The sequence below is a fragment of the Nocardioides humi genome (assembly GCF_006494775.1).
In the GTDB taxonomy this organism is placed as follows: Bacteria; Actinomycetota; Actinomycetes; order Propionibacteriales; family Nocardioidaceae; genus Nocardioides; species Nocardioides humi.
This window is the reverse complement of the sequence record NZ_CP041146.1, coordinates 1654592-1673988: the sequence shown is the minus strand read 5'-3', so window position 1 is coordinate 1673988 and position 19397 is coordinate 1654592. Positions and strand designations below refer to the sequence as shown.

The window sequence follows — 19397 nt, the reverse complement described above, 5'->3', positions numbered from 1 at the left end:
TGGGGCCGCCGGCGGCCCTGCTCACAGGTCGCGTCCTCAGCCGCGGAGCCTGGTCTTCTGCACCTTGCCCATCTCGTTGCGCGGGAGCGCGTCGACGAAGCGCACCTCGCGCGGGCGCTTGTGGGCGCTCAGCTCCGCACCGACGTACGCCGTGAGCTCGGCGGCGAGGGCGTCGTCCGCGCGGGCGTCGCGGGCCACGACGAAGGCCACGATCCGCTGGCCCAGGTCGGCGTCGGGGAGGCCGACGACGGCGCACTCGGCGACGGCGGGGTGGCCGAGGAGGGTCGACTCGATCTCGCCGGCGCCGATCCGGTAGCCGCCGGACTTGATCAGGTCGACCGACGCGCGGCCGACGATCCGGTGCCGACCGTCGGGGGCGATCGCGGCGACGTCGCCGGTGCGGAACCAGCCGTCGTCGGTCCAGCAGGCGGCGGTGGCGTCGTGGCGGTTGAGATAGCCCGCGAAGAGCGTCGGGCCGCGCACCTCCAGCGCGCCGGCGGACTCGCCGTCGTGGGGAACGTCGGCGCCGTCGTCCGTCCGCAGGCGGGTCTCGACGCCGGCGACCGGTACGCCGACCCAGCCCGGCCGGGCCGAGCCGTCGGCCCGGGTCGCGACGGTGATCAGGGTCTCGCTCATGCCGTACCGCTCCACGACGCGGTGCCCGGTGAGCTCCTCGAGACGCTCGAACACGGGCGCGGGGAGGGCCGCGCTGCCGGAGACCAGCAGCCGCGCGTCGGTGAGCGCCTTGGCGTGCTCGGGGGCGTCGGCGATCCGGCCCCAGACGGTCGGGACGCCGAAGAACAGGGTGGCGCCCGCGCGGGCGGCCTCGGCGTAGGCCTCCGGGGTCGGCCTGCCGACGTGCAGCAGGCCGCCGCCGAGTCGTAGCGGCCCGAGCACGCCCAGGACCAGGCCGTGGACGTGGAACAGCGGCAGGCCGTGCGCGAGGACGTCGTCGCCGGTCCACGCCCACGCCTCGGCCAGCGCGTCGAGACCGGCCACCAGTGCCCGGCGGGGGAGCAGCACACCCTTGGGGAGCCCGGTGGTGCCGGAGGTGTAGAGGACGAAGTCGGCGTGGTCCTCGCCCACCTCCCGGGGACGGTACGACGCCCGGCCGGCCAGGTCGACCGGGACGTGGTCGAGCCCGTGGCGATCCGCCGGCGGCTCGCCCACCCAGCACCCGGGCGCGCTGTCGGCGAGCACGTGCCGGACCTCGGCGACGCCCGAGTCCGGCGGCACGGGTACGACGGTCACGCCGGCCGCCAGCGCGCCGAGCACGGCGACGACGGTCTCCATGGTGGGGGTGGCGTGCACCGCCACGCGCTCCACGGCCGGCAGCCGGCCGGTCACCGCATCGGCCACGGCGGCGGCCGCGGCGAGGAGGTCGGGAGGCGTCATCGTCGTACCGCCCACGGTGACGGTCCGGCCACGGGACTGCGCCAGGGCGCCCAGCAGATCTGTCACGGGAGACCATTCTCCCGGAACTCCGCCACGCCGGCCGCAACGGTCCACGGTGCTCGCCTGGCGGCCCCATCGGGGGCATGATGCCGTCATGGGCGGGGCTTCGGGTGCCCCGCACGACGTGAGGAGCCTGCACATGGACCTGGTCTGGACCATCATCGTCACCCTGGTCGGCGGCACGATCATCGGCGTCATCGGCAAGGCCGTGGCACCCGGCGACCGCGACAAGATCCCGTTCTGGCTCACCGTGGTGTGCGGCATCGTCGGCATGCTGGTCGGCAGCCTCGTCTACTGGTGGCTGTTCGGGCACAACAACAAGCCGTTCGACGGCCACGAGCCCACGTGGGACAACGCGACCAACGGCATCGACTGGTGGCGTCACATCTGGCAGATCGCGGTCGCCGCGGTGGCGGTCGTGGTCGCCGCGGGCCTCACCGGCCGGAGCCGGACGAGGGTCTGACCGCCCCGCCCCGGGACCGACTCAGGGGCGCGTCATCGACGCCAGGTCGAGCGCGGCGTCCAGCTCCTCCAGGGTGAGCTCACCGCGCTCGACGTACCCCATCGCCAGGACGGTCTCGCGGATCGTGCTGCCGGTGGCGAGCGCCTGCTTGGCGACCTTGGCGGCGGCCTCGTAGCCGATGTGCTTGTTGAGCGGCGTGACCACCGACGGTGACGACGCGGCGTAGCGCAGCATCCGGTCGGCGTCGGCGCTGATGCCGTCGACGCAGCGCTCGGCGAGCGTGGTCGACGCGCGGGCGAGCAGCCGGATCGACTCGAGGACGTTGCGCGCCAGCACCGGCATGGCGACGTTCAGTTCGAAGCTGCCGCTCGCGCCGGCGGCCGTGACCGCGGCGTCGTTGCCGATCACCTGCATGCAGACCATCAGGGTCGCCTCGGGGAGCACCGGGTTGACCTTGCCGGGCATGATCGACGACCCGGGCTGCAGGTCGGGCAGGTGGATCTCGGCGAGCCCGGTGGTCGGCCCGGAGCCCATCCAGCGCAGGTCGTTGCAGATCTTGGTGAGCCCGACCGCGATCGTCTTGAGCACCCCGCTCAGCTCGACCAGCGAGTCCCGGGTGCCCTGCGCCTCGAAGTGGTCGCGCGCCTCGGTGAACTCCTGCCCGGTGGCCTCGCCGAGCGCCCGGATCGCGGCCGGCGCGAAGCCGGGGGGCGTGTTGATGCCGGTCCCGACCGCCGTGCCGCCGAGGGGCAGCTCGCGCACCCGGGGGAGTACGGCGGCGAGCCGCTCGGCGGCGTACCGGACCGTCGCCGCATAGCCCCCGAACTCCTGGCCCAGCGTCACCGGCGTGGCGTCCATCAGGTGGGTGCGCCCGGACTTCACGAGGTCCGCGAACTCCTCGGCCTTGGCCTCCAGGGAGGTCGCGAGCCGGTCGAGTGCCGGGACCAGGTCGTCGGCGACCGCGAGCGCGGCGGCCACGTGGATCGCGGTCGGGAAGGTGTCGTTGCTCGACTGGCTCGCGTTGACGTGGTCGTTGGGGTGCGCGGTGACGCCCTCGCGCGCGCACAGCGAGGCGATCACCTCGTTGGCGTTCATGTTCGAGCTGGTGCCGGACCCGGTCTGGAAGACGTCGATCGGGAACTGGTCGTCGTACCGGCCCTCGGCGACCGCCCGGGCCGCCGTCGCGATCGCGGTCGCCAGCTCGGGGTCGAGGACGCCCAGCGCGGCGTTGGCGGTCGCGGCCGCCGCCTTCACGTGGCCCAGCGCGTGGATCAGCGCCGGCTCGATCGGCGTGCCGCTGATCGGGAAGTTCTCGACGGCGCGCTGGGTCTGCGCCCGCCAGAGGGCGTCGGCGGGGACCCGGACCTCGCCCATGGAGTCGTGCTCGATGCGGAAGTCGCTCATGGTTCGACCTTAATTCTCGGGACCCAGCTCGAGCAGGGTGAGGGACGGGCGGGTGTTGCGGACGACGGGCAGGTTGCTCGCCCCGCGCAGCAGCGTCGACCCCCACGGTCCGCGGCCGCGCGGGAGGTCGAGATCCACCACCCGTCGTACGCCGGGCAGGTCGGTGAGGCGCCGTGCCTCGTCGACGGTCTGTGCGTAGGGCATCGGCGGCGTCACGTAGCCGCCGGAGAGCGTCAGCCCGTCGAGCGTCTTGTCGCGGAACCAGCGCGGGATCGAGTCGTAGACCAGCACGCCGCCGGGGAAGCGCTGCGCGATGTCGGCGATCAGCGCCCGGACCTGGTCGGGCTGGAGGTACATGAACAGGCCCTCGGCCGTGACCACGACACCGTCGGAGGGGTCCACGGCCTCGAGCCAGGCGCGGTCGAGCGCGTCCAGCGCCAGGTGCTCCACGGTGCGCTCCTGCGGCAACAGTTCCTCACGGAGCGCCACGACGGGCGGCAGGTCGACGCTCAGCCAGCGTCGTACCGTGCGGCCGAGGCGCCAGTACGACGTCTGGAGACCCTCGGCGAGGGCGACCACCGTGGCGTCGGGGTGGTCGTCGAGATAGCGCCCGATCTCGTGGTCCGCCGCGAGCGCCCGCAGCGGATGCGACTGGCTGGGCTTCCCGAAGACCTCGTAGTCGTAGTCGATGTCCCGGTAGAGCCGGACCGCCCACGGGTCGTCGTACGACGAGTCCGGGCGCAGCGCCTCCTCCGCCCGGTTGCGCAGCGTCCACAGGGTCGTGGCGGAGACGCCGTCGAGAGTGCGGCCGTCGATCATGGAAGTAAGGTTACCCTTACTTCCTCTCGCGCGACCGTCTCGGCCATCGGTGGCCTTCCTCACGCCCTGACGATTTGTCAGCAAAAGGGTTGACGGGCTGCCGACGCTGGTCGTGAGTACCGGGCGGTAGCGCCGAGACGGGTGCGCCCGGCCGGGCTACTCGGCCGAGCGCACCCGGATGCCGGAGGCCTGGAGCGAGCTCAGCGGGACGGTGACGGCGCCGCCGGGGTCGGTGAAGAAGTCGTTGCCCTTGTCGTCGACCACGATGAACGCCGGGAAGTCCTCGACCTCGATCCTCCAGACCGCCTCCATGCCGAGCTCGGGGTACTCGATGACCTCCTGGCTCTTGATGCAGTCCTGGGCCAGCCGCGCGGCCGGCCCGCCGATGGAGCCGAGGTAGAAGCCGCCGTACTCGCCGCACGCCTCCGTGACCTGCTTGCTCCGGTTGCCCTTCGCGAGCATGACCATCGAGCCGCCGGCGGCCTGGAAGGACTTCACGTAGGAGTCCATCCGGCCGGCGGTCGTCGGGCCGAACGACCCCGATGCCATGCCGGTGGGCGTCTTGGCCGGGCCGGCGTAGTAGACCGGGTGGTCGCGGAGGTACGACGGCATCGGCTCGCCGGCGTCGAGGCGCTCCTGGATCTTGGCGTGCGCGATGTCGCGGGCGACGACGAGCGGGCCGGTGAGGGAGAGCCGGGTCTTGACGGGGTACTTCGTCAGCTCCGCGAGGATCTCCGGCATCGGGCGGTTCAGATCGATCTTCACGACCTCGCCGCCGGCGATGTCCTCGGCGACCCCCGCGTCGGGCATGTACTGCGCCGGGTCGGTCTCGAGCTGCTCGAGGAAGACGCCGTCGGCGGTGATCTTGCCGAGCGCCTGGCGGTCGGCGGAGCAGGAGACCGCGATCGCGACCGGGCAGGAGGCGCCGTGGCGGGGCAGGCGCACCACGCGGACGTCGTGGCAGAAGTACTTGCCGCCGAACTGCGCGCCGATCCCGAACGACTGGGTCAGCTTGAAGACCTCCTCCTCCAGCTCGAGGTCGCGGAAGCCGTGGGCGTCCATGGACCCCGAGGTCGGGAGGTTGTCGAGGTAGTGGGCGGAGGCGTACTTCGCGGTCTTGAGCGCGAACTCCGCGCTGGTGCCGCCGATCACGACCGCCAGGTGGTACGGCGGGCAGGCGGCCGTGCCGAGCGAGCGGATCTTCTCGTCGAGGAACTCCAGCATCCGCTTGGGGTTGAGGACGGCCTTGGTCTCCTGGAACAGGAAGGACTTGTTGGCCGATCCGCCGCCCTTGGCCATGAAGAGGAACTTGTACTCGGGCTTCCCGTCCTTGGCGGGCGTCGAGTAGAGCTCGATCTGCGCCGGCAGGTTGCTGCCGGTGTTCTTCTCCTCGTACGTGGTGAGGGGAGCCAGCTGCGAGTAGCGCAGGTTCAGCCTCGTGTAGGCGTCGTACACGCCCTTGCTGATCCACTCGCCGTCGTCGGCGCCGGTGAGCACGCCCTCGGACTTCTTGCCCATCACGATGGCGGTCCCGGTGTCCTGGCACATCGGCAGTACGCCGCCGGCGGAGATGTTGACGTTCTTGAGCAGGTCGAGCGCTACGAAGCGGTCGTTGCCGGACGCCTCGGGGTCGTCGATGATCTTGCGCAGCTGCCGGAGGTGGGCGGGCCGCAGGTAGTGGCTGATGTCGTGCATCGCCTCGGCGGTCAGCCGCTGGATCGCCGCGGGGTCGACCTTGAGGAAGGTGCGGCCGTCCGGGCCCTCGACGGCCTCGACCCCCTCGGTGGTGATCAGCCGGTAGGGGGTGTCGTCCTTTCCGGTCGGGAGGAGGTCGGAGTACCGGAATTCTGCTTCAGACGCCACGACCACCAAGGATATCGCCGCCCGGAACGCCGCAGGGGCCGGGTCGCCACTGGCGACCCGGCCCCTGCGGGGGTGATGCGGATGCGGCTCAGGCCGCCGGCGGGGCGATGGCCGTGTAGGCCACGCCCAGCTCGATGACCGCGCCGATCGGCAGGCCGGCCTGCGCTGTGTCGAGGGTGACCCGGACCGCCGTGATGGCGTTCTGGTAGGCGCCGTTGGTGTTGGTCTGCTGCAGGTTCAGCGCGACCTGGCCCAGACCGGCGATGTTGAGGATGGTGTTGGGCGAGACGTCGATCGGGATCTTCTGGCCCGCGATCACGAGGTTGACCAGCTCCATCTTCATGTCCGAGGTCCACTGGCCGTCCTGCAGCTTGCCGGCAGCGGTGACCTTGACGGCGTTGGCCTTGACCAGCCCGCCCAGCAGGTTGATCCCGGTGGTGCGGTTGGTGTTGGTGATCTCGCCGTTGCCGAAGGCGTCCTTCTTGGACATCGTGGTCGAGGTGATCGCACCCGTGTTGAGGACGCCGGGGACGCGGACCGCGAGGGTCGAGTTGCTCAGCGTCCGGCCGTTGCTGCCGCCGACGGGCGTGCCGACGCGGGCGGTCGGGTCGCTGACGACCGTGACGGCGTCGCTGACGTTGGCCTGGACCCGGCTGCCGTAGGCGGTGCCGCCGAACGAGGCGCCGGAGGACGGGGCGACCTCGGAGAGGTACTGGTTGACCGGGTTGACCAGCAGGGTCACGCCGGCGGAGTAGCCGCCGAGGGGCTGCAGCAGAGTCACGCCGACCGCCCAGCCCATGGTGCCGATCAGGTCGCCCTCGGGCTGCTCGATCTTGCCGTGCAGCGTGTAGTTGAGGGTCACGCTGGCGACGCCGGGGATGGTGACGGCGTAGTTCTTGGGGATGTTGAGCGGCAGCTTGACCCCGGCGATCTTGATGTTCGCGAGGCGGCTGTTGGCCGTGTAGGAGCCGGTGCCGTTGGCGCGGCCGGTCGTGGTGACCGTGGTCTCGAGCGCGTCGGCGGTGATCAGGCCGCCGAGCAGCTTGACCTGCGCCGTGCGCGCCCACGACTTGAGCGTGGTCTGCGGCTGCCCGAGGACCTGCTGGACCGTGGCGTCGGTGGTCGTCTCGACCGCGCCCAGCTCGGCGAGGTTGAGGATGTTGGCGGCAGCGGTGCTGTTCTTGGAGCTGCTCGACTTGGCGCCGCCGGTGACCGAGGACTGCGCCGTCAGGTCGGACTGGACGACGCCGTCGAGGAGCTTGACGTACGTCGCGCCGGTGCTGGCCGCGTAGGACCAGTAGACCGGCTCGGCTGCTTGGGCAGGTGCCGGAACGGCGACAAGGCCCGCGCCCACGAGAGCGAAGGCGACAAAGGAGACAAACTTCCGCACGTTCACGGGACCCCATTCCCATTCGTGTATCGACTGTTGTTGTAGCCCCCAAGCAACCACCCCCAGCGGAGCGGAGCGAGCCGGGGCGTGGGTCCTGCGAGCGTTTCAACGAACAATCTCCCACAATGTCACGCCTCGGGCATAGGCGGGCCGAAATCGCGGTTTCCACCGGTGTGCACGTGTACGACGCGGTGGTGATCGGGGCCGGCCAGGCCGGCCTCTCGGCGTCCTTCCACCTCACCCGGCTCGGGATCGACCACGTCGTCCTCGACGCCAACGAGCGGGCCGGCGGCGCCTGGCAGCACCGGTGGGACTCGCTGTCCATGCACGACGTCCACGGGGTCGCCGACCTGCCGGACGCGGCCGCCCCCGGCGGCTCCGCGGAGCGCGCGAACGCGGTGCTGCCGGCGTGGTTCGAGCGGTACGAGCGCGCGAACCGGCTGCCCGTCGTACGGCCGGTGCGGGTCGACCGGGTGAGCGACGACGGCGACCTGCTGGTGGTCCGCGCCGGGGAGCGGACCTGGACCACACGGACGCTGGTCAACGCGACCGGCACCTGGACCCAGCCGTTCGTGCCGTACTACCCCGGCGCCGAGACCTTCCTGGGCGAGCAGCTGCACACCGCCGACTACCCGGGACCCGAGCACTTCGACGGTCGCCGGGTCGTCGTGGTCGGCGGCGGGGCGTCGGCCGTGCAGTTCCTGGGCGAGCTGGCGCCGCGGACCGAGGTGGTCTGGGCGACCCGGCGCCCGCCGGTGTGGCGCGACCACTTCGACGAGAGCGTCGGCCGGCACGCGATCGAGCTGGTGCAGGAGCGGGTCCGCGCCGGGCTGCCGCCCGCCAGCGTCGTCAGCGTCACCGGCCTGGCGCTGCGCCCGCAGGAGCAGGAGGCCGCGCGGCTCGGGGTCTACGAGCGGCGCCGGCCGATGTTCGCGCGGATCGAGCCGGACGGCGTGCGCTGGGCGGACGGCTCCTTCGAGCGGGCCGACGTGATCCTGTGGGCCACCGGCTTCCGGCCCGCCGTCGGGCACCTCGCGCCGCTCCACCTGCGCAGCGAGCGCGGCGGGATCGCGCTGCTGCAGAGCGGTGCCGATGTGCAGACCGCCACGACCGCCGTCCGCGATCCGCGGGTGCAGCTGGTCGGGTACGGCCCGTCGGCGAGCACCATCGGCGGCAACCGGGCCGGCCGCGCGGCGGCACTGGCGGTACGGCGCTACCTCGCGGCGCACGGGAGTGCTAGGGTCACCGACGACAACCCACGGGAGTCCGCGGCAGCGGGCTGAGAGGGAGCTGGAGCCGCTCCGACCGTCACACCTGATCCGGATCATGCCGGCGAAGGAACGGAAACGATGACTCCTCTGCCCACATTTCCCAGGCTGTTCTGCCTCGTCTCGGAACGCGACGACCTCGCGCTCCTGCCCGCCCTCGCCGACGCGGGCGTCGACGGCTTCCAGGTCCGGGCGAAGTCCCTGGCCACCGGCGACCTCGTCGCCCTGACCCGCTCGGTGGCCGCCGCGGTGCGCGTCTCCGGGGCCGTGGTCGTGGTGAACGACCGGCTCGACGTCGCGCTCGCCGCCGGCGCCGACGGCGTGCACCTGGGCGCGTCCGACCTCGCCGTGGCCGACGCGCGGCGGATCGCGCCGGGCCTGGTGATCGGCGCGACCTGCCGCTCCCGTGCGGAGGTGGTCGCGGCGGCCGAGGCGGGCGCCGACTACGCCGGCTTCGGGCCGGTGTTCGCCACGTCGTCGAAGGCCGGCCTGCCCGCCTCGCTCGGCGTCGCGGCCGTGACCGCGGCGGCCGGGACGCTGCCGCTGGTCGCGATCGGCGGCATCTCCGCCGCGACCGCCGGCGAGGTGCGCGCGGCCGGCGCCGACGGCGTCGCCGTGATCGGCGCGATCTGGCGACATCCCGATCCCCTGGTGGCAGCGAAGGAGCTCGTCGCGGCGGTCTCCTGATGCGCGTCGACGTGGTGGGCGCCGGGATCATCGGGCTGACGGCCGCCGAGGAGCTCTCCCGCCGGGGGCACGACGTGGTCGTCGTCGACCCGCAGCCGGCCGGCGGGGCGTCGTACGCCGCGGCGGGGATGCTCAGCCCCGCGGCCGAGGTCTGGCACGGCGAGGAGGAGATCCTCAGGCTCGGTCTCGCGTCGCTGGAGCAGTGGCCGGCGCTCGCCGCCCGGCTCGGCGTCGAGCTGCGGCGGGCCGGCACCCTGCTCGTCGGGTACGACGGCGGCGACCTCCAGCAGGTCGAGCGCCAGGTCGCCCTGCTGGCCGGCCACGGCCGTCACGTGGAGCTGCTGGGCCGGGCCGGCGTCCGGTCGGCCGAGCCCGCGCTCGCGCGGGTCGCCGGCGGCGCGCTGTTGCCGGACGAGGCGAGCGTCGACCCGCGGGCGGTGTGCGCCGCCCTGCTCGACCGCGTGGCGCTGCGGGAGGCGCGGCGGCCGGACGCCGAGGCGACCGTGATCGCGACCGGTGTGACCCTGCCCGAGCCGTGGGCCGCGGCGGTGTCGGGCGTGCGGGGCGAGATCCTGCGACTGCGCTCGGACGACTCGCCGCGTCGTACCGTCCGCGGCTGGGTGGGCGGCGAGGCCGTCTACCTCGTGCCGCGCGGCGACGACCGCGTGCTGCTCGGTGCGACGTCCGAGGCGCACCAGGCGCCGCCCGTGGTGAGCGCAGGGGGAGTGCTGCGGCTGCTCGCCGCGGGACGGGCCCTGTGGCCGGCGCTCGACCGGGCCGAGCTGGTCGAGGCGACGGCGCGCGACCGCCCGGCCACGGCCGATGGCCTGCCGCTCGTCGGCCCGACCGGCGTCGACCGGGTCGTCCTCGCCGCCGGCCACTACCGCCACGGCGTCCTGCTGGCGCCGCTCACCGCACGGCTCGTCGCCGACCACCTGGAGACCGGCGCCGTCGAGCCGGCCCTGGACCCACGCCGCTTCCATCGAGGAGGAGAAGGATGACGATCACCTGCAACGGAGAGGCGGTCGCGGCCGACGCGGCGACCGTCGCCGAACTGCTGGAGCGCCGGCTCGGCGACGCCCGCCCGCACGGCGTCGCGGTGGCGGTCAACGAGGAGGTGGTGCCGCGCGGCGACTGGGCCACGCGGCGCCTGGCCGACGGCGACGTCGTCGAGGTCGTGACGGCGGTGCAGGGCGGATGACCACGCCTCTCACCATCGCCGGAGAGACGCTCCCGTCCCGGCTGTTCCTCGGCACCGGCGGCCTGCCGCGGACCGCCCTCGTGGAGCCGGTCCTGGACGCCGCGCGGCCGGCCCTGGTGACGGTGTCGGTCCGGCGTACCTCGTCGCTGGCGGAGGGTGGTCTGCTCGCGGCGCTGCGGGCCGCCGGCGTACGGCTGCTGCCCAACACCGCGGGCTGCCTGTCCGCGCGGGAGGCCGTGCTGACCGCCGAGCTCGCCCGCGAGGCGCTCGGCACCGACTGGGTGAAGCTCGAGGTGATCGGCGACGAGCGGTCCCTGCTGCCGGACGTCGTCGAGCTCCTCGACGCCGCCGAGCAGCTGGTCCGGCGCGGGTTCGTGGTCCTGCCCTACACGACCGACGATCCGGTCCTCGCCCGCCGACTGGCCGACGCGGGGTGCGCGGCTGTGATGCCGCTCGGGTCGCCGATCGGCTCCGGCCTCGGCGTGCTCAACCCCCACGCGGTCGAGGCGGTGCGGGCAGCGGTCGACGTGCCGGTGGTGCTCGACGCCGGAGTGGGTACGGCGAGCGACGCCGCGCTGGCCATGGAGCTCGGCTGTGACGCGGTCCTCGCCGCCACCGCCGTCACCCGCGCCGACGACCCCGTGGCGATGGCGTCGGCACTGCGGCTGGCGGTCGAGGCGGGATGGCTCGCCCGGAGCGCCGGCCGGATCCCGCGACGATCGTCGGCACGAGCCTCCAGCCCCGTCCTGGGGCTGATCTCGTGACCCGGCTGCTCGTGCTCACCGACCGTGCGCAGGTGCCGGCCGGCCGCTCGCTGCGCGACGTGCTCGCGGCCGCGGCCGACGCGGGCCTGCGCACCGTGCTGCTGCGCGAGGTCGACCTGCCCGACGACGAGCGCGCCAAGATCGCCGACCACGCCCGCACCGCGGGCCTCGAGGTCGTGGCCGCCCACCGCCCGGTCCCGGGCTGTGCCGGCGTCCACCTGCCCGCCGACGCCCCGCTCCCCGCGGTCGCCACCCGGTGGGGACGCTCCTGCCACCACCGCGCCGAGCTCGCCGCCGCGGCGGCCGAGGGGGCGTGGTGGGCCACGCTGTCGCCGTACGCGAGGACGGAGAGCAAGCCGGGCCACGGCCCGCCGCTGCCTGCGTCGGCCTTCGCGGGCGCACCGCTGCCGGTGTTCGCGCTCGGCGGGATCACGCCGGCCAACGCCGCCGCCGCCCGGTCGGCCGGCGCGTACGGCGTCGCCGTGATGGGCGCCGTCATGCGGGCCGACGACCCGGCGTCCGTGGTGGCCGCCCTGCTGCGGGAGGTCCACCCGTGAACCCGCCCGTCGTGGTGACGATCGCCGGCACCGACTCGGGCGGCGCGGCCGGCATCGCCGCCGACCTGACGACCTTCGCCGCCCTCGGCGTCCACGGCGCCTGCGTCGTCACGGCCGTCACCGCCCAGGACACCACCGGCGTGCGTGCCGTCCACCCGGTGCCGACCCAGATGGTCCTCGCTCAGCTCGACGCGGTGCTCGACGACCTGCCCGTCGCCGCGATCAAGACCGGCATGCTCGCCTCGCCGGAGACGGTCGTGTGCCTGAGCACCCGTCTACGCGGGCTCTCAGGCACACGACCCCGGCTGGTGGTGGACCCGGTGCTCGTCGCCACCTCCGGTGCGGTGCTCGGCTCGGCCGAGGTGGTCGCGGCCTACCGCGAGCACCTCCTGCCGATCGCCGATGTCGTCACCCCCAACGAGGACGAGTTCGACGCGCTCGGCCGGCCCGATCTCGCCAACGTGCTCGTCACCCGCGGCGGCGACATCCCGACCACCAACGACCACGGCACCGGCTGCACGCACAGCAGCGCCCTGGCGGCGTACCTCGCCCACGGTCTCGACCGAGCCACCGCCGCCGCCCGCGCCGACGCCTTCGTCGCGCGCCAGCTCCACCTCAGCAAGGACTGGACCCTCGGCCGAGGCCGGGGACCCGTCGCCCACCTCCACCCCCTCACCCCAGGAGAGATCGCATGACCGTCCACCCCGCCCACACCCGCATCGAGCTCGGCGACCTGCGCGTGCCCGTCACGCGGGTCGCCCTCACCAACGGCGAGACCTTCGACCGCTACTGCACCTCCGGGCCCGGCTCCGAGCCCGATGTCGGCCTGCCGCCGCTGCGGGCCGCCTGGATCGCGAGCCGCGGCGACACGGCGTCGTACGACGGGCGCGAGACCCAGCTGATCGACAACGGGAGGAGCGCGATCCGGCGCGGCGAGGCCCGCGACGAGTGGCGGGGGGAGAGGCGGCGTCCACGGCGGGGCGAGAACGTCACCCAGATGGCCTACGCCCGCGCGGGGATCGTGACCGAGGAGATGCGGTACGTCGCCGTCCGCGAGGGCTGCGACGTCGAGCTGGTCCGGTCGGAGCTGGCGGCCGGTCGGGCGATCATCCCGGCCAACGTGAACCACCCCGAGTCGGAGCCGATGATCATCGGCCGCCGGTTCCTGGTGAAGGTCAACGCCAACATCGGCAACTCCGCGGTCACCTCCTCGATCGCCGAGGAGGTCGACAAGCTCACCCACGCGATCACCTGGGGCGCCGACACCGTGATGGACCTCAGCACCGGTGAGGACATCCACACCACGCGGGAGTGGATCATCCGCAACTCGCCCGTCCCCATCGGGACGGTGCCGATCTACCAGGCCCTGGAGAAGGTCGCCGGCGAGGCCGACAAGCTCTCCTGGGAGGTCTTCCGCGACACCGTGATCGAGCAGTGCGAGCAGGGGGTCGACTACATGACCATCCACGCCGGCGTACTGCTGCGCTATGTCCCGCTGACCGCCGCGCGGGTGACCGGCATCGTCTCGCGCGGCGGCTCGATCATGGCCGGCTGGTGCCTCGCGCACCACCAGGAGAACTTCCTCTACACGCACTTCGACGAGCTGTGCGAGATCTTCGCGGCGTACGACGTGTCCTTCTCGCTCGGCGACGGCCTGCGCCCCGGCTCCACCGCCGACGCCAACGACGAGGCCCAGCTCTCCGAGCTCCGCACGCTGGCCGAGCTGACCGCCCGCGCATGGGAGCACGACGTCCAGGTCATGGTCGAGGGACCCGGCCACGTCCCGCTCAACCTGGTCGAGGAGAACGTCCGCCTGCAGCAGGACTGGTGCCACGGCGCGCCGTTCTACACCCTCGGCCCGCTCGCCACCGACGTCGCGCCCGGCTACGACCACATCACCTCCGCGATCGGCGCCGCCACCATCGCCATGCACGGCACCGCGATGCTCTGCTACGTCACCCCAAGGAGCACCTCGGCCTCCCCAACCGCGACGACGTCAAGACCGGCGTCATCACCTACAAGCTCGCCGCCCACTCCGCCGACGTCGCCAAGGGCCACCCCGGCGCCCGTGACTGGGACGACGCGCTGTCGAAGGCGCGCTTCGAGTTCCGCTGGCACGACCAGTTCGCGCTCGCCCTCGACCCGGTCACCGCCGAGTCCTTCCACGACGAGACGCTGCCCGCCGAGAACGCCAAGACCGCGCACTTCTGCTCGATGTGCGGGCCGAAGTTCTGCTCGATGCGGATCAGCCAGGACGTCCGCGAGCGGTTCGGCTCCGAGCTGTCGGCGGAGGACGCGGCGCTCGGCATGAAGGAGAAGTCGGCGGAGTTCGTCGAGCTCGGTGCGTCGGTGTACGTCGAGCCGCGGGGCTGATCCTGGGGAGTCTGCGTCGACGTTCTTCGGCGCGTCTGGAGCCGTTGTTCGTCCACACCCCCGGGTCGGGTTTCGCCTGTCCACAGGCGGGGGCGGATTCAGGCGGTGGTCGCAACACCAGGTGGTCTTGATCGGCCCGACAGTAGCGCGTCAAGGGCTTCGGCGGGGGTGTGCCAGTCGAGGGTCTTTCGGGGTCGGTTGTTGAGCTCTGTGGCGATCTGGTCAAGCATCCCGGGTCCGTAGAACGACAGGTCCGCACCCTTGGGCAGGTACTGACGCAGCAGACCGTTGGTGTTCTCGTTGGTCCCGCGTTGCCATGGCGAGTGTGGGTCGCAGAAGTAGATCGAGAGTCCGGTGGCCTCGGCGATCTGGGCGTGGTTGGCCATCTCGCTGCCCTGGTCCCAGGTCAGCGTGCGGCGGAGTTGCTCGGGCAGCGTCGCCATCTTCGCGACCATCGCTTCCTGCACGACGTCGGCGGTGTGTGAGCCGGGCAGGTGGAGCAGCATCACGAAGCGGGTGGTCCGCTCGACCAACGTTCCCACCGCAGTGCCTGGGGTGCCGAGGATCAGGTCGCCCTCCCAATGACCGGGCACGGCACGGTCGTCGGCCTCGGCCGGGCGTTCACTGATCGGCACCATCCCGCGTAGCCGTGCACGACGTTGGTCTTCCTTGCAGTGGGGCTTACGGATGCTGCGGCCGGTGCGCAGGTGCTGCACGAGCTCTCGTTTGAGCGCACCGCGGCTTTGCACGTACAGCGCTTGGTAGATGGTCTCGTGGGACACCCACATCTCCGGTTCGTCGGGAAAGTCGATGCGCAGCCGGCGAGCGATCTGCTCGGGACTGTGGTTCTCCTTCAGACGATCCTGCACCTCGTCCCTGAGCCGGGTGTTGACGGCCAGCTTGGACGGCTTCGGACGCCGCAGTTCACGGTCAGCGTCGGCCTGTGCGACCGAGGGAATGTAGCGGCGGGCGCGGTAACGGTCCTTGCCGCTGTAGTGGTACTTCAACCGGCGCAGCTCACGACTGATGGTCGATGGGCTTCGGCCCAGAGCGCGCGCGATGGTGCGCACGCCCTGCCCCTGAGCGCGTAGCAGTCCGATCTGCTCACGCTCCGCAAAGCTGAGACATCGGCTCCGCTCATGGGTTCCCGCACGAGGCATCACCCCACCACGTTCGATGAAGAGCTTGCTCGTCACTGCCTGTGACACGCCGATGACCTCGCCAGCGGTGTCTCTCGAGCATCCTGCTCGGATCGCCTCCCAGAACCTGGCGACCTGCTCTGCCGGCATCGCCGGCTTGCCTCTCCTGACTTCTCCCACGGTGTCCTCCTGAGCTGGGTCAGGTGTTGCGATCACCGCTAGAACTCAGGGGGGTCTGCTCGTTTCGTGGTGTCGGGGGTCGGTGGGAGAATCTGTGTCATGGATCTCGGAACCGCGCCCCGTACGACAGCCCGCCCGGCTGGTCGCTCGCCTGGTCGCTCGGCTGGCGTGCTGTCCGCGATCCGGGCCGAGGTCGAAGGACGCCAGGCCTCCCAGATCAGGGAGTGGGAGGCCATCGTCACCTGGGCCAGCGACCACGTCGTTACCACACCGGAGGGCGCCGCGACGATCACCGACGGGCACCTCGACACCGGGGTCCCGATCGCCGGGGACGGGGCACCGTTGGTGTCGGAGTTCGCGCTCATGGAACTCGTCGCGGTCCTCGGCAGGTCGCCCGATGGTGGACGTGCCTATGTGGGGCGGGTCATCGAGTGCGCCTGGCGGCTACCTCAGGTCTATGCCGCCGTGGTCGCGGGTCGGCTCACACCCTGGCGGGCCGAGCGGATCGCGGACCTCACCCACGCCTTGAACGCCGACGCCGCTGGGTTCGTGGACCGACAGCTGTTCCACGCCTCCGGGGTCGGGTGGGCGCAGTTGGACCGGCTCATCGCCGAGGCGATCCTCCGGTTCGACCCCGAACGCGCGGAGGCTGAGCGGGAGGCGGCTGCCGATCAACGCTATGTGGAGGTCGGGGACCCCGACACCCACGGCAACACCCACGGGATCGTGCACCTCTCCGGGGTCCTCGACGCCGCCGACGGACACGACCTGGACGACGCGATCACCCGCCGCGCCCGTCTGCTCGGGGACCTCGGCAACGACGCTCCGCTCGATGTGCGCCGCTCGATCGCGCTCGGCGAGTTGGCCCGGGCGGACCTCACGCTCGATCTGGAGGGTTCGCCGGGCCGCAAAGCGATCGTGAACGTCCACATCACCGACACCACCCTGACCGGCCACAACCCCGTGGGCCGCTGGGACGAAGGCCGGTGCCCGATCTCGAGCGAGCAGATCCGCGAGTGGCTCGGCTCCGCCTCGACCGTGATCGTGCGACCGGTGATCGACCTGGCCGACCACGTGCCGATCGACTCCTACGAGATCCCGAGCGCCACCGGAGCTTGTCAAGATTTCTGTGTAAGCGATCGGTCCCTCGTGGGTTGGGTTTCTCTTACAAGTAGGGGTTGATGCGGTCGGGGTAGGCGATCGCGAGCTGGCCCAGGGCCTGCTTCCAGTTCGTCACGACCTGCCCCTCGACGAGCCGGGGCTTGGCCTTGCGCTCCGCGGCCGGCTTGCCGCGCTCCTTGGCACGTTCGCGGGCTCGCTTGTCCTCGATGTTGCAGATCGCCAGCCACAACAGCTTCACCACGGCCTCGTCGTTGGGGAAGTGGCCGCGGTTCTTGGTGACCTTCCGCAACTGGTAGTTCAACGACTCGATCGAGTTCGTCGTGTAGATCACCCGACGCAGCTCGGGCGGGAACGCCAGAAACGGGATGAACCGCTCCCACGCCGCGTCCCAGGTCGCCACGGCGTGGGGGTACTTCTTGCCCCAGATCGAGTCCTGGAACGCTGCGAACGCCTCGCGGGCGGCCTTGTCGGACGAGGCGGTGTACATCGGCTTCAACGCCTTCGCCACGGCCTTGCGGTCGCCATAGGCGACGAACCGCATCGACGCGCGGATCAGGTGCACCACACAGGTCTGCACGGTCGCTTGGGCCCAGGTCGCTTCGATCGCCTCTGGGAGCCCGGTGAGGCCGTCGCAGCACACGATGAGGACGTCGCGGACGCCGCGGTTGGCGAGCTCGGCACACACCCCGGCCCAGAACTTCGCGCCCTCGGACGTCTGGATCCAGATCCCCAGGACGTGCTTGATGCCGTCCATGTCGACCCCGACGGCGATGTGAGCGGACTTGTTGATCACGTGCGCGCCGTCGCGGACCTTCACGACAATCGCGTCCAGGTAGACCACCGGGTAGAACGCATCGAGCGGCCGGGCCTGCCACTCGAGGATCTCCTCGGCGATCGCGTCGGTGATGTTCGAGATGGTCTCGTGCGACAGCTCGGTCCCGATCGTGGACGCGAGGTGGTGGGCGATGTCGCGGACCGTCATCCCGCCCGCGTAGAGCGAGATGATCATCTCGTCCAGCCCTGACAGCCGCCGGCTGCCTTTCGGGACCAGGGTTGGGGTGAACGTCGCGTCACGGTCGCGCGGAACCGCCAGATCGACTTCACCGGCCTGGGTGGCGACCTTCTTCGGGCTCGTGCCGTTCCTCGAGTTCGCGATCGCGGACGCCTCGGGCGCGCCCTTCTCGTAGCCCAGATGGCTCGTGAGCTCGGCCTGGAGACCGCGTTCCAGGGTGGCCTTGAGCAGCCCGGGGATGAACCCGCCATCGCCGGTCAACTCGATCTCACCGGCGTCGATCTTGGCGAACAGCTCGTCCAGCGCGCCTGACTTGGCGAGCTCAGCCGCGGCCTTCGCGCCGGGCATGTCAGCCCGGTCAGCACGCGCGGCCGCGGCGGCCTTCTTGTAGTCCGGTCGCCCGGTCCCTTCGGTCACAGCAGTCATCATCGTTCCTTTGCTGAGACCGACCCCTTACACAGACCATCTGACACCCCCCGCCACCGCGTCCAGGTCGCTCTGCGCGACCATGCGTGTCGGTTCCCCCACTGCACCAGACCAGCAACCAGATGCGACCTCGACCACGCCCGACCCTACGGCGAGGGCGGGCCTACCTGTCCGTGCAACGAGGTGGCCCTGTGCAGACGCCATCACCGGGCGAAAACCCACTCCGCGTGGTCCTACGACATCGTGATGCCCGGCTCCTACATCTGGACCAGCCCCAACGGATTCACCTTCCGCGTCGACCACCACGGCACCCACCCCATGATCGACCCCGCAGACGACCCGGCCCCACCAGACCAATAGCCACCCCGCCCCGCACCCCGCACACCCGACGGTTGCGGGGACGCAGGCGTGTCCAGACCCACTCTCCGCACCGACATCCCCGCGACCACCGCAACCCCAGGGGTCAGACTTCGACAACGCCGGGCCCGCCGGCGACCCCAACCAACCACCGTGACCCCAGCGGACCGCAACCACGTCATCGGTAATCAAAGACCCGGCACCGAGCAAACCCGCAGGCCGAACAGATCACCCAGCAGCCGCAGCAGCCCGCTCCACCCACTTCGGGATCTCGCCGTACCGCTGGCTGGGGATCAACCGCCCGGCGGCGGAGTCCTCGACCAGTTGGGCCATCCGGCGGTCGCGGGTGGCCTCCTGCTTGGCGGTCACCACCCAGTTGACGCAGATCCGGCGGTAGGTCCTCGTGGCGGCCTCGAAGAACGCGGTGGCGGCGGGGGAGGCGGCGAGCTGGGCGGCGTACTCGTCGGGCAGGACCAGCTCGCCGTCGACCTCGTGGGTGTACGGGGCGGGATCGCGGCGCCGCGCCTCCCAGATCGCGAGGCCGGCTGGCTGCATCCGGCCCTCGGCGCGCAGCTGCTCGACGAGCTCGAGGTTGACCCTGCTCCAGTTGCTGGTGCGCTTGCGCGGCGTCCAGCGCTGGCGGGTGGTGTCCTCGTCGATGCGCTGGGCGACGGAGTCGATCCAGCCCCAGCACAGGGCCTCGGGGACGGCCTGCTCCCAGGTGAGCCCGCGGTCGGGGACGTGCCTCTTGTACAGCCCCATCCACAGCTCGGTCTCGGTGGCGTGGTGGACGGCGAGCCAGGCACCGAACTCCGCGGCGTCCGCGAAGAACCGCGCCGGGCGCTCGGGCGTGCCGCCGAGCCGGCCGGGGATCGAGTCCTGCGACATGCCGCCAGCCTGCCACCGCCCGCCGACAT

General features: G+C 71.9%; 17 protein-coding genes, 1 pseudogene and 1 riboswitch. Of the genes and pseudogenes, 10 read left to right on the top strand and 8 right to left on the bottom strand.

Features of this window, described 5'->3' with window-relative positions; all coding sequences use genetic code 11:
* Positions 1–36: 36 nt before the first annotated feature.
* Positions 37–1461 (bottom strand): acyl-CoA synthetase, encoded by a 1425-nt coding sequence (locus tag FIV44_RS08270; RefSeq protein WP_219996346.1) that lies wholly within the window; start codon positions 1459–1461, stop codon positions 37–39.
* A gap of 133 nt (positions 1462–1594) precedes the next feature.
* Here FIV44_RS08270 and FIV44_RS08265 point away from each other — a divergent pair, with 133 nt between their 5' ends.
* Positions 1595–1918, top strand: a complete 324-nt coding sequence (locus FIV44_RS08265; protein ID WP_181411052.1) for a hypothetical protein — start codon at positions 1595–1597, stop codon at positions 1916–1918.
* A gap of 21 nt (positions 1919–1939) precedes the next feature.
* On the opposite strand, the gene FIV44_RS08260 is transcribed toward FIV44_RS08265, so the two are convergent.
* The 4 genes from FIV44_RS08260 to FIV44_RS08245 all read right to left on the bottom strand — a co-directional run bounded on the left by FIV44_RS08260 (position 1940) and on the right by FIV44_RS08245 (position 7358).
* Positions 1940–3322, bottom strand: coding sequence for a class II fumarate hydratase (locus FIV44_RS08260; protein ID WP_141004026.1), 1383 nt, complete (start codon positions 3320–3322; stop codon positions 1940–1942).
* 9 nt (positions 3323–3331) lie between these two features.
* Positions 3332–4141, bottom strand: coding sequence for a class I SAM-dependent methyltransferase (locus FIV44_RS08255; protein ID WP_141004025.1), 810 nt, complete (start codon positions 4139–4141; stop codon positions 3332–3334).
* Between the two features lie 156 nt (positions 4142–4297).
* Positions 4298–6004, bottom strand: coding sequence for a fumarate hydratase (locus FIV44_RS08250; protein WP_181411051.1), 1707 nt, complete (start codon positions 6002–6004; stop codon positions 4298–4300).
* An 88-nt stretch (positions 6005–6092) separates the two neighbouring features.
* Positions 6093–7358, bottom strand: a complete 1266-nt coding sequence (locus tag FIV44_RS08245; RefSeq protein WP_141004023.1) for a choice-of-anchor P family protein — start codon at positions 7356–7358, stop codon at positions 6093–6095.
* A 209-nt stretch (positions 7359–7567) separates the two neighbouring features.
* Here FIV44_RS08245 and FIV44_RS08240 point away from each other — a divergent pair, with 209 nt between their 5' ends.
* The 8 genes and pseudogenes from FIV44_RS08240 (at position 7568) to thiC (ending at position 14244) form a co-directional block, all read left to right on the top strand.
* Entirely contained in the window at positions 7568–8677 is a 1110-nt protein-coding gene (locus FIV44_RS08240) for an NAD(P)-binding domain-containing protein (protein WP_181411050.1), read from the top strand.
* A riboswitch (TPP riboswitch) is annotated at positions 8643–8752 on the top strand. Its footprint overlaps the gene before it by 35 nt.
* The gene (gene thiE / locus FIV44_RS08235) at positions 8744–9349 is read left to right on the top strand and encodes a thiamine phosphate synthase (RefSeq protein ID WP_141004022.1); all 606 of its coding nucleotides are present in this window, start codon (positions 8744–8746) and stop codon (positions 9347–9349) included. (Overlaps the previous riboswitch by 9 nt.)
* Positions 9349–10350, top strand: a complete 1002-nt coding sequence (locus FIV44_RS08230; RefSeq protein ID WP_141004021.1) for an FAD-dependent oxidoreductase — start codon at positions 9349–9351, stop codon at positions 10348–10350. The genes thiE and FIV44_RS08230 overlap by 1 nt, the downstream gene beginning before the upstream one ends.
* Complete coding sequence (thiS, locus tag FIV44_RS08225) at positions 10347–10550, top strand: sulfur carrier protein ThiS (protein ID WP_141004020.1); 204 nt, start codon at positions 10347–10349, stop codon at positions 10548–10550. Before FIV44_RS08230 ends, thiS begins: the two co-directional genes overlap by 4 nt.
* The gene (locus FIV44_RS08220; RefSeq protein WP_141004019.1) at positions 10547–11314 is read left to right on the top strand and encodes a thiazole synthase; all 768 of its coding nucleotides are present in this window, start codon (positions 10547–10549) and stop codon (positions 11312–11314) included. Before thiS ends, FIV44_RS08220 begins: the two co-directional genes overlap by 4 nt.
* A complete protein-coding gene (locus tag FIV44_RS08215) occupies positions 11311–11871 on the top strand; it encodes a thiamine phosphate synthase (RefSeq protein ID WP_219996345.1) in 561 nt (186 codons plus the stop codon). The genes FIV44_RS08220 and FIV44_RS08215 overlap by 4 nt, the downstream gene beginning before the upstream one ends.
* Complete coding sequence (locus FIV44_RS08210) at positions 11868–12566, top strand: bifunctional hydroxymethylpyrimidine kinase/phosphomethylpyrimidine kinase (protein ID WP_141004017.1); 699 nt, start codon at positions 11868–11870, stop codon at positions 12564–12566. Before FIV44_RS08215 ends, FIV44_RS08210 begins: the two co-directional genes overlap by 4 nt.
* A pseudogene (gene thiC / locus FIV44_RS08205) lies at positions 12563–14244 on the top strand (phosphomethylpyrimidine synthase ThiC). Before FIV44_RS08210 ends, thiC begins: the two are co-directional and overlap by 4 nt.
* A gap of 98 nt (positions 14245–14342) precedes the next feature.
* On the opposite strand, the gene FIV44_RS08200 reads toward thiC, so the two are convergent.
* A complete protein-coding gene (locus tag FIV44_RS08200) occupies positions 14343–15533 on the bottom strand; it encodes an IS30 family transposase (protein WP_425465159.1) in 1191 nt (396 codons plus the stop codon).
* Positions 15534–15662: 129 nt separating this feature from the next.
* Between FIV44_RS08200 and FIV44_RS08195 the strand changes: the two genes are divergently transcribed.
* The gene (locus FIV44_RS08195; RefSeq protein WP_141004016.1) at positions 15663–16745 is read left to right on the top strand and encodes a 13E12 repeat family protein; all 1083 of its coding nucleotides are present in this window, start codon (positions 15663–15665) and stop codon (positions 16743–16745) included.
* Here the strand turns inward: FIV44_RS08195 and FIV44_RS08190 are convergent.
* Together FIV44_RS08190 and FIV44_RS08185 are read right to left on the bottom strand one after the other, a co-directional pair.
* On the bottom strand, positions 16729–18045 hold the full coding sequence (locus tag FIV44_RS08190) for an IS256 family transposase (protein ID WP_141007732.1): 1317 nt from the start codon (positions 18043–18045) through the stop codon (positions 16729–16731). The genes FIV44_RS08195 and FIV44_RS08190 overlap by 17 nt on opposite strands.
* Positions 18046–18708: 663 nt before the next feature.
* Positions 18709–19368 carry a YdeI/OmpD-associated family protein gene (locus FIV44_RS08185; RefSeq protein WP_141004015.1) on the bottom strand — a complete coding sequence of 220 codons (660 nt, stop codon included), beginning with the start codon at positions 19366–19368 and terminating at the stop codon, positions 18709–18711.
* Positions 19369–19397: the final 29 nt, after the last annotated feature.

Bases quoted from the DNA above. Each gene is read 5' to 3' on its own strand.
- FIV44_RS08265 (WP_181411052.1), top strand. From the start codon at position 1,595: ATGGACCTGGTCTGGACCATCATCGTCACCCTGGTCGGCGGCACGATC.
- FIV44_RS08260 (WP_141004026.1), bottom strand. From the start codon at position 3,322: ATGAGCGACTTCCGCATCGAGCACGACTCCATGGGCGAGGTCCGGGTC.
- FIV44_RS08255 (WP_141004025.1), bottom strand. From the start codon at position 4,141: ATGATCGACGGCCGCACTCTCGACGGCGTCTCCGCCACGACCCTGTGG.
- thiE (WP_141004022.1), top strand. From the start codon at position 8,744: ATGACTCCTCTGCCCACATTTCCCAGGCTGTTCTGCCTCGTCTCGGAA.
- FIV44_RS08230 (WP_141004021.1), top strand. From the start codon at position 9,349: ATGCGCGTCGACGTGGTGGGCGCCGGGATCATCGGGCTGACGGCCGCC.
- thiS (WP_141004020.1), top strand. From the start codon at position 10,347: ATGACGATCACCTGCAACGGAGAGGCGGTCGCGGCCGACGCGGCGACC.
- FIV44_RS08220 (WP_141004019.1), top strand. From the start codon at position 10,547: ATGACCACGCCTCTCACCATCGCCGGAGAGACGCTCCCGTCCCGGCTG.
- FIV44_RS08200 (WP_425465159.1), bottom strand. From the start codon at position 15,533: ATGCCGGCAGAGCAGGTCGCCAGGTTCTGGGAGGCGATCCGAGCAGGA.
- FIV44_RS08195 (WP_141004016.1), top strand. From the start codon at position 15,663: ATGGATCTCGGAACCGCGCCCCGTACGACAGCCCGCCCGGCTGGTCGC.
- FIV44_RS08190 (WP_141007732.1), bottom strand. From the start codon at position 18,045: ATGCCCGGCGCGAAGGCCGCGGCTGAGCTCGCCAAGTCAGGCGCGCTG.
- FIV44_RS08185 (WP_141004015.1), bottom strand. From the start codon at position 19,368: ATGTCGCAGGACTCGATCCCCGGCCGGCTCGGCGGCACGCCCGAGCGC.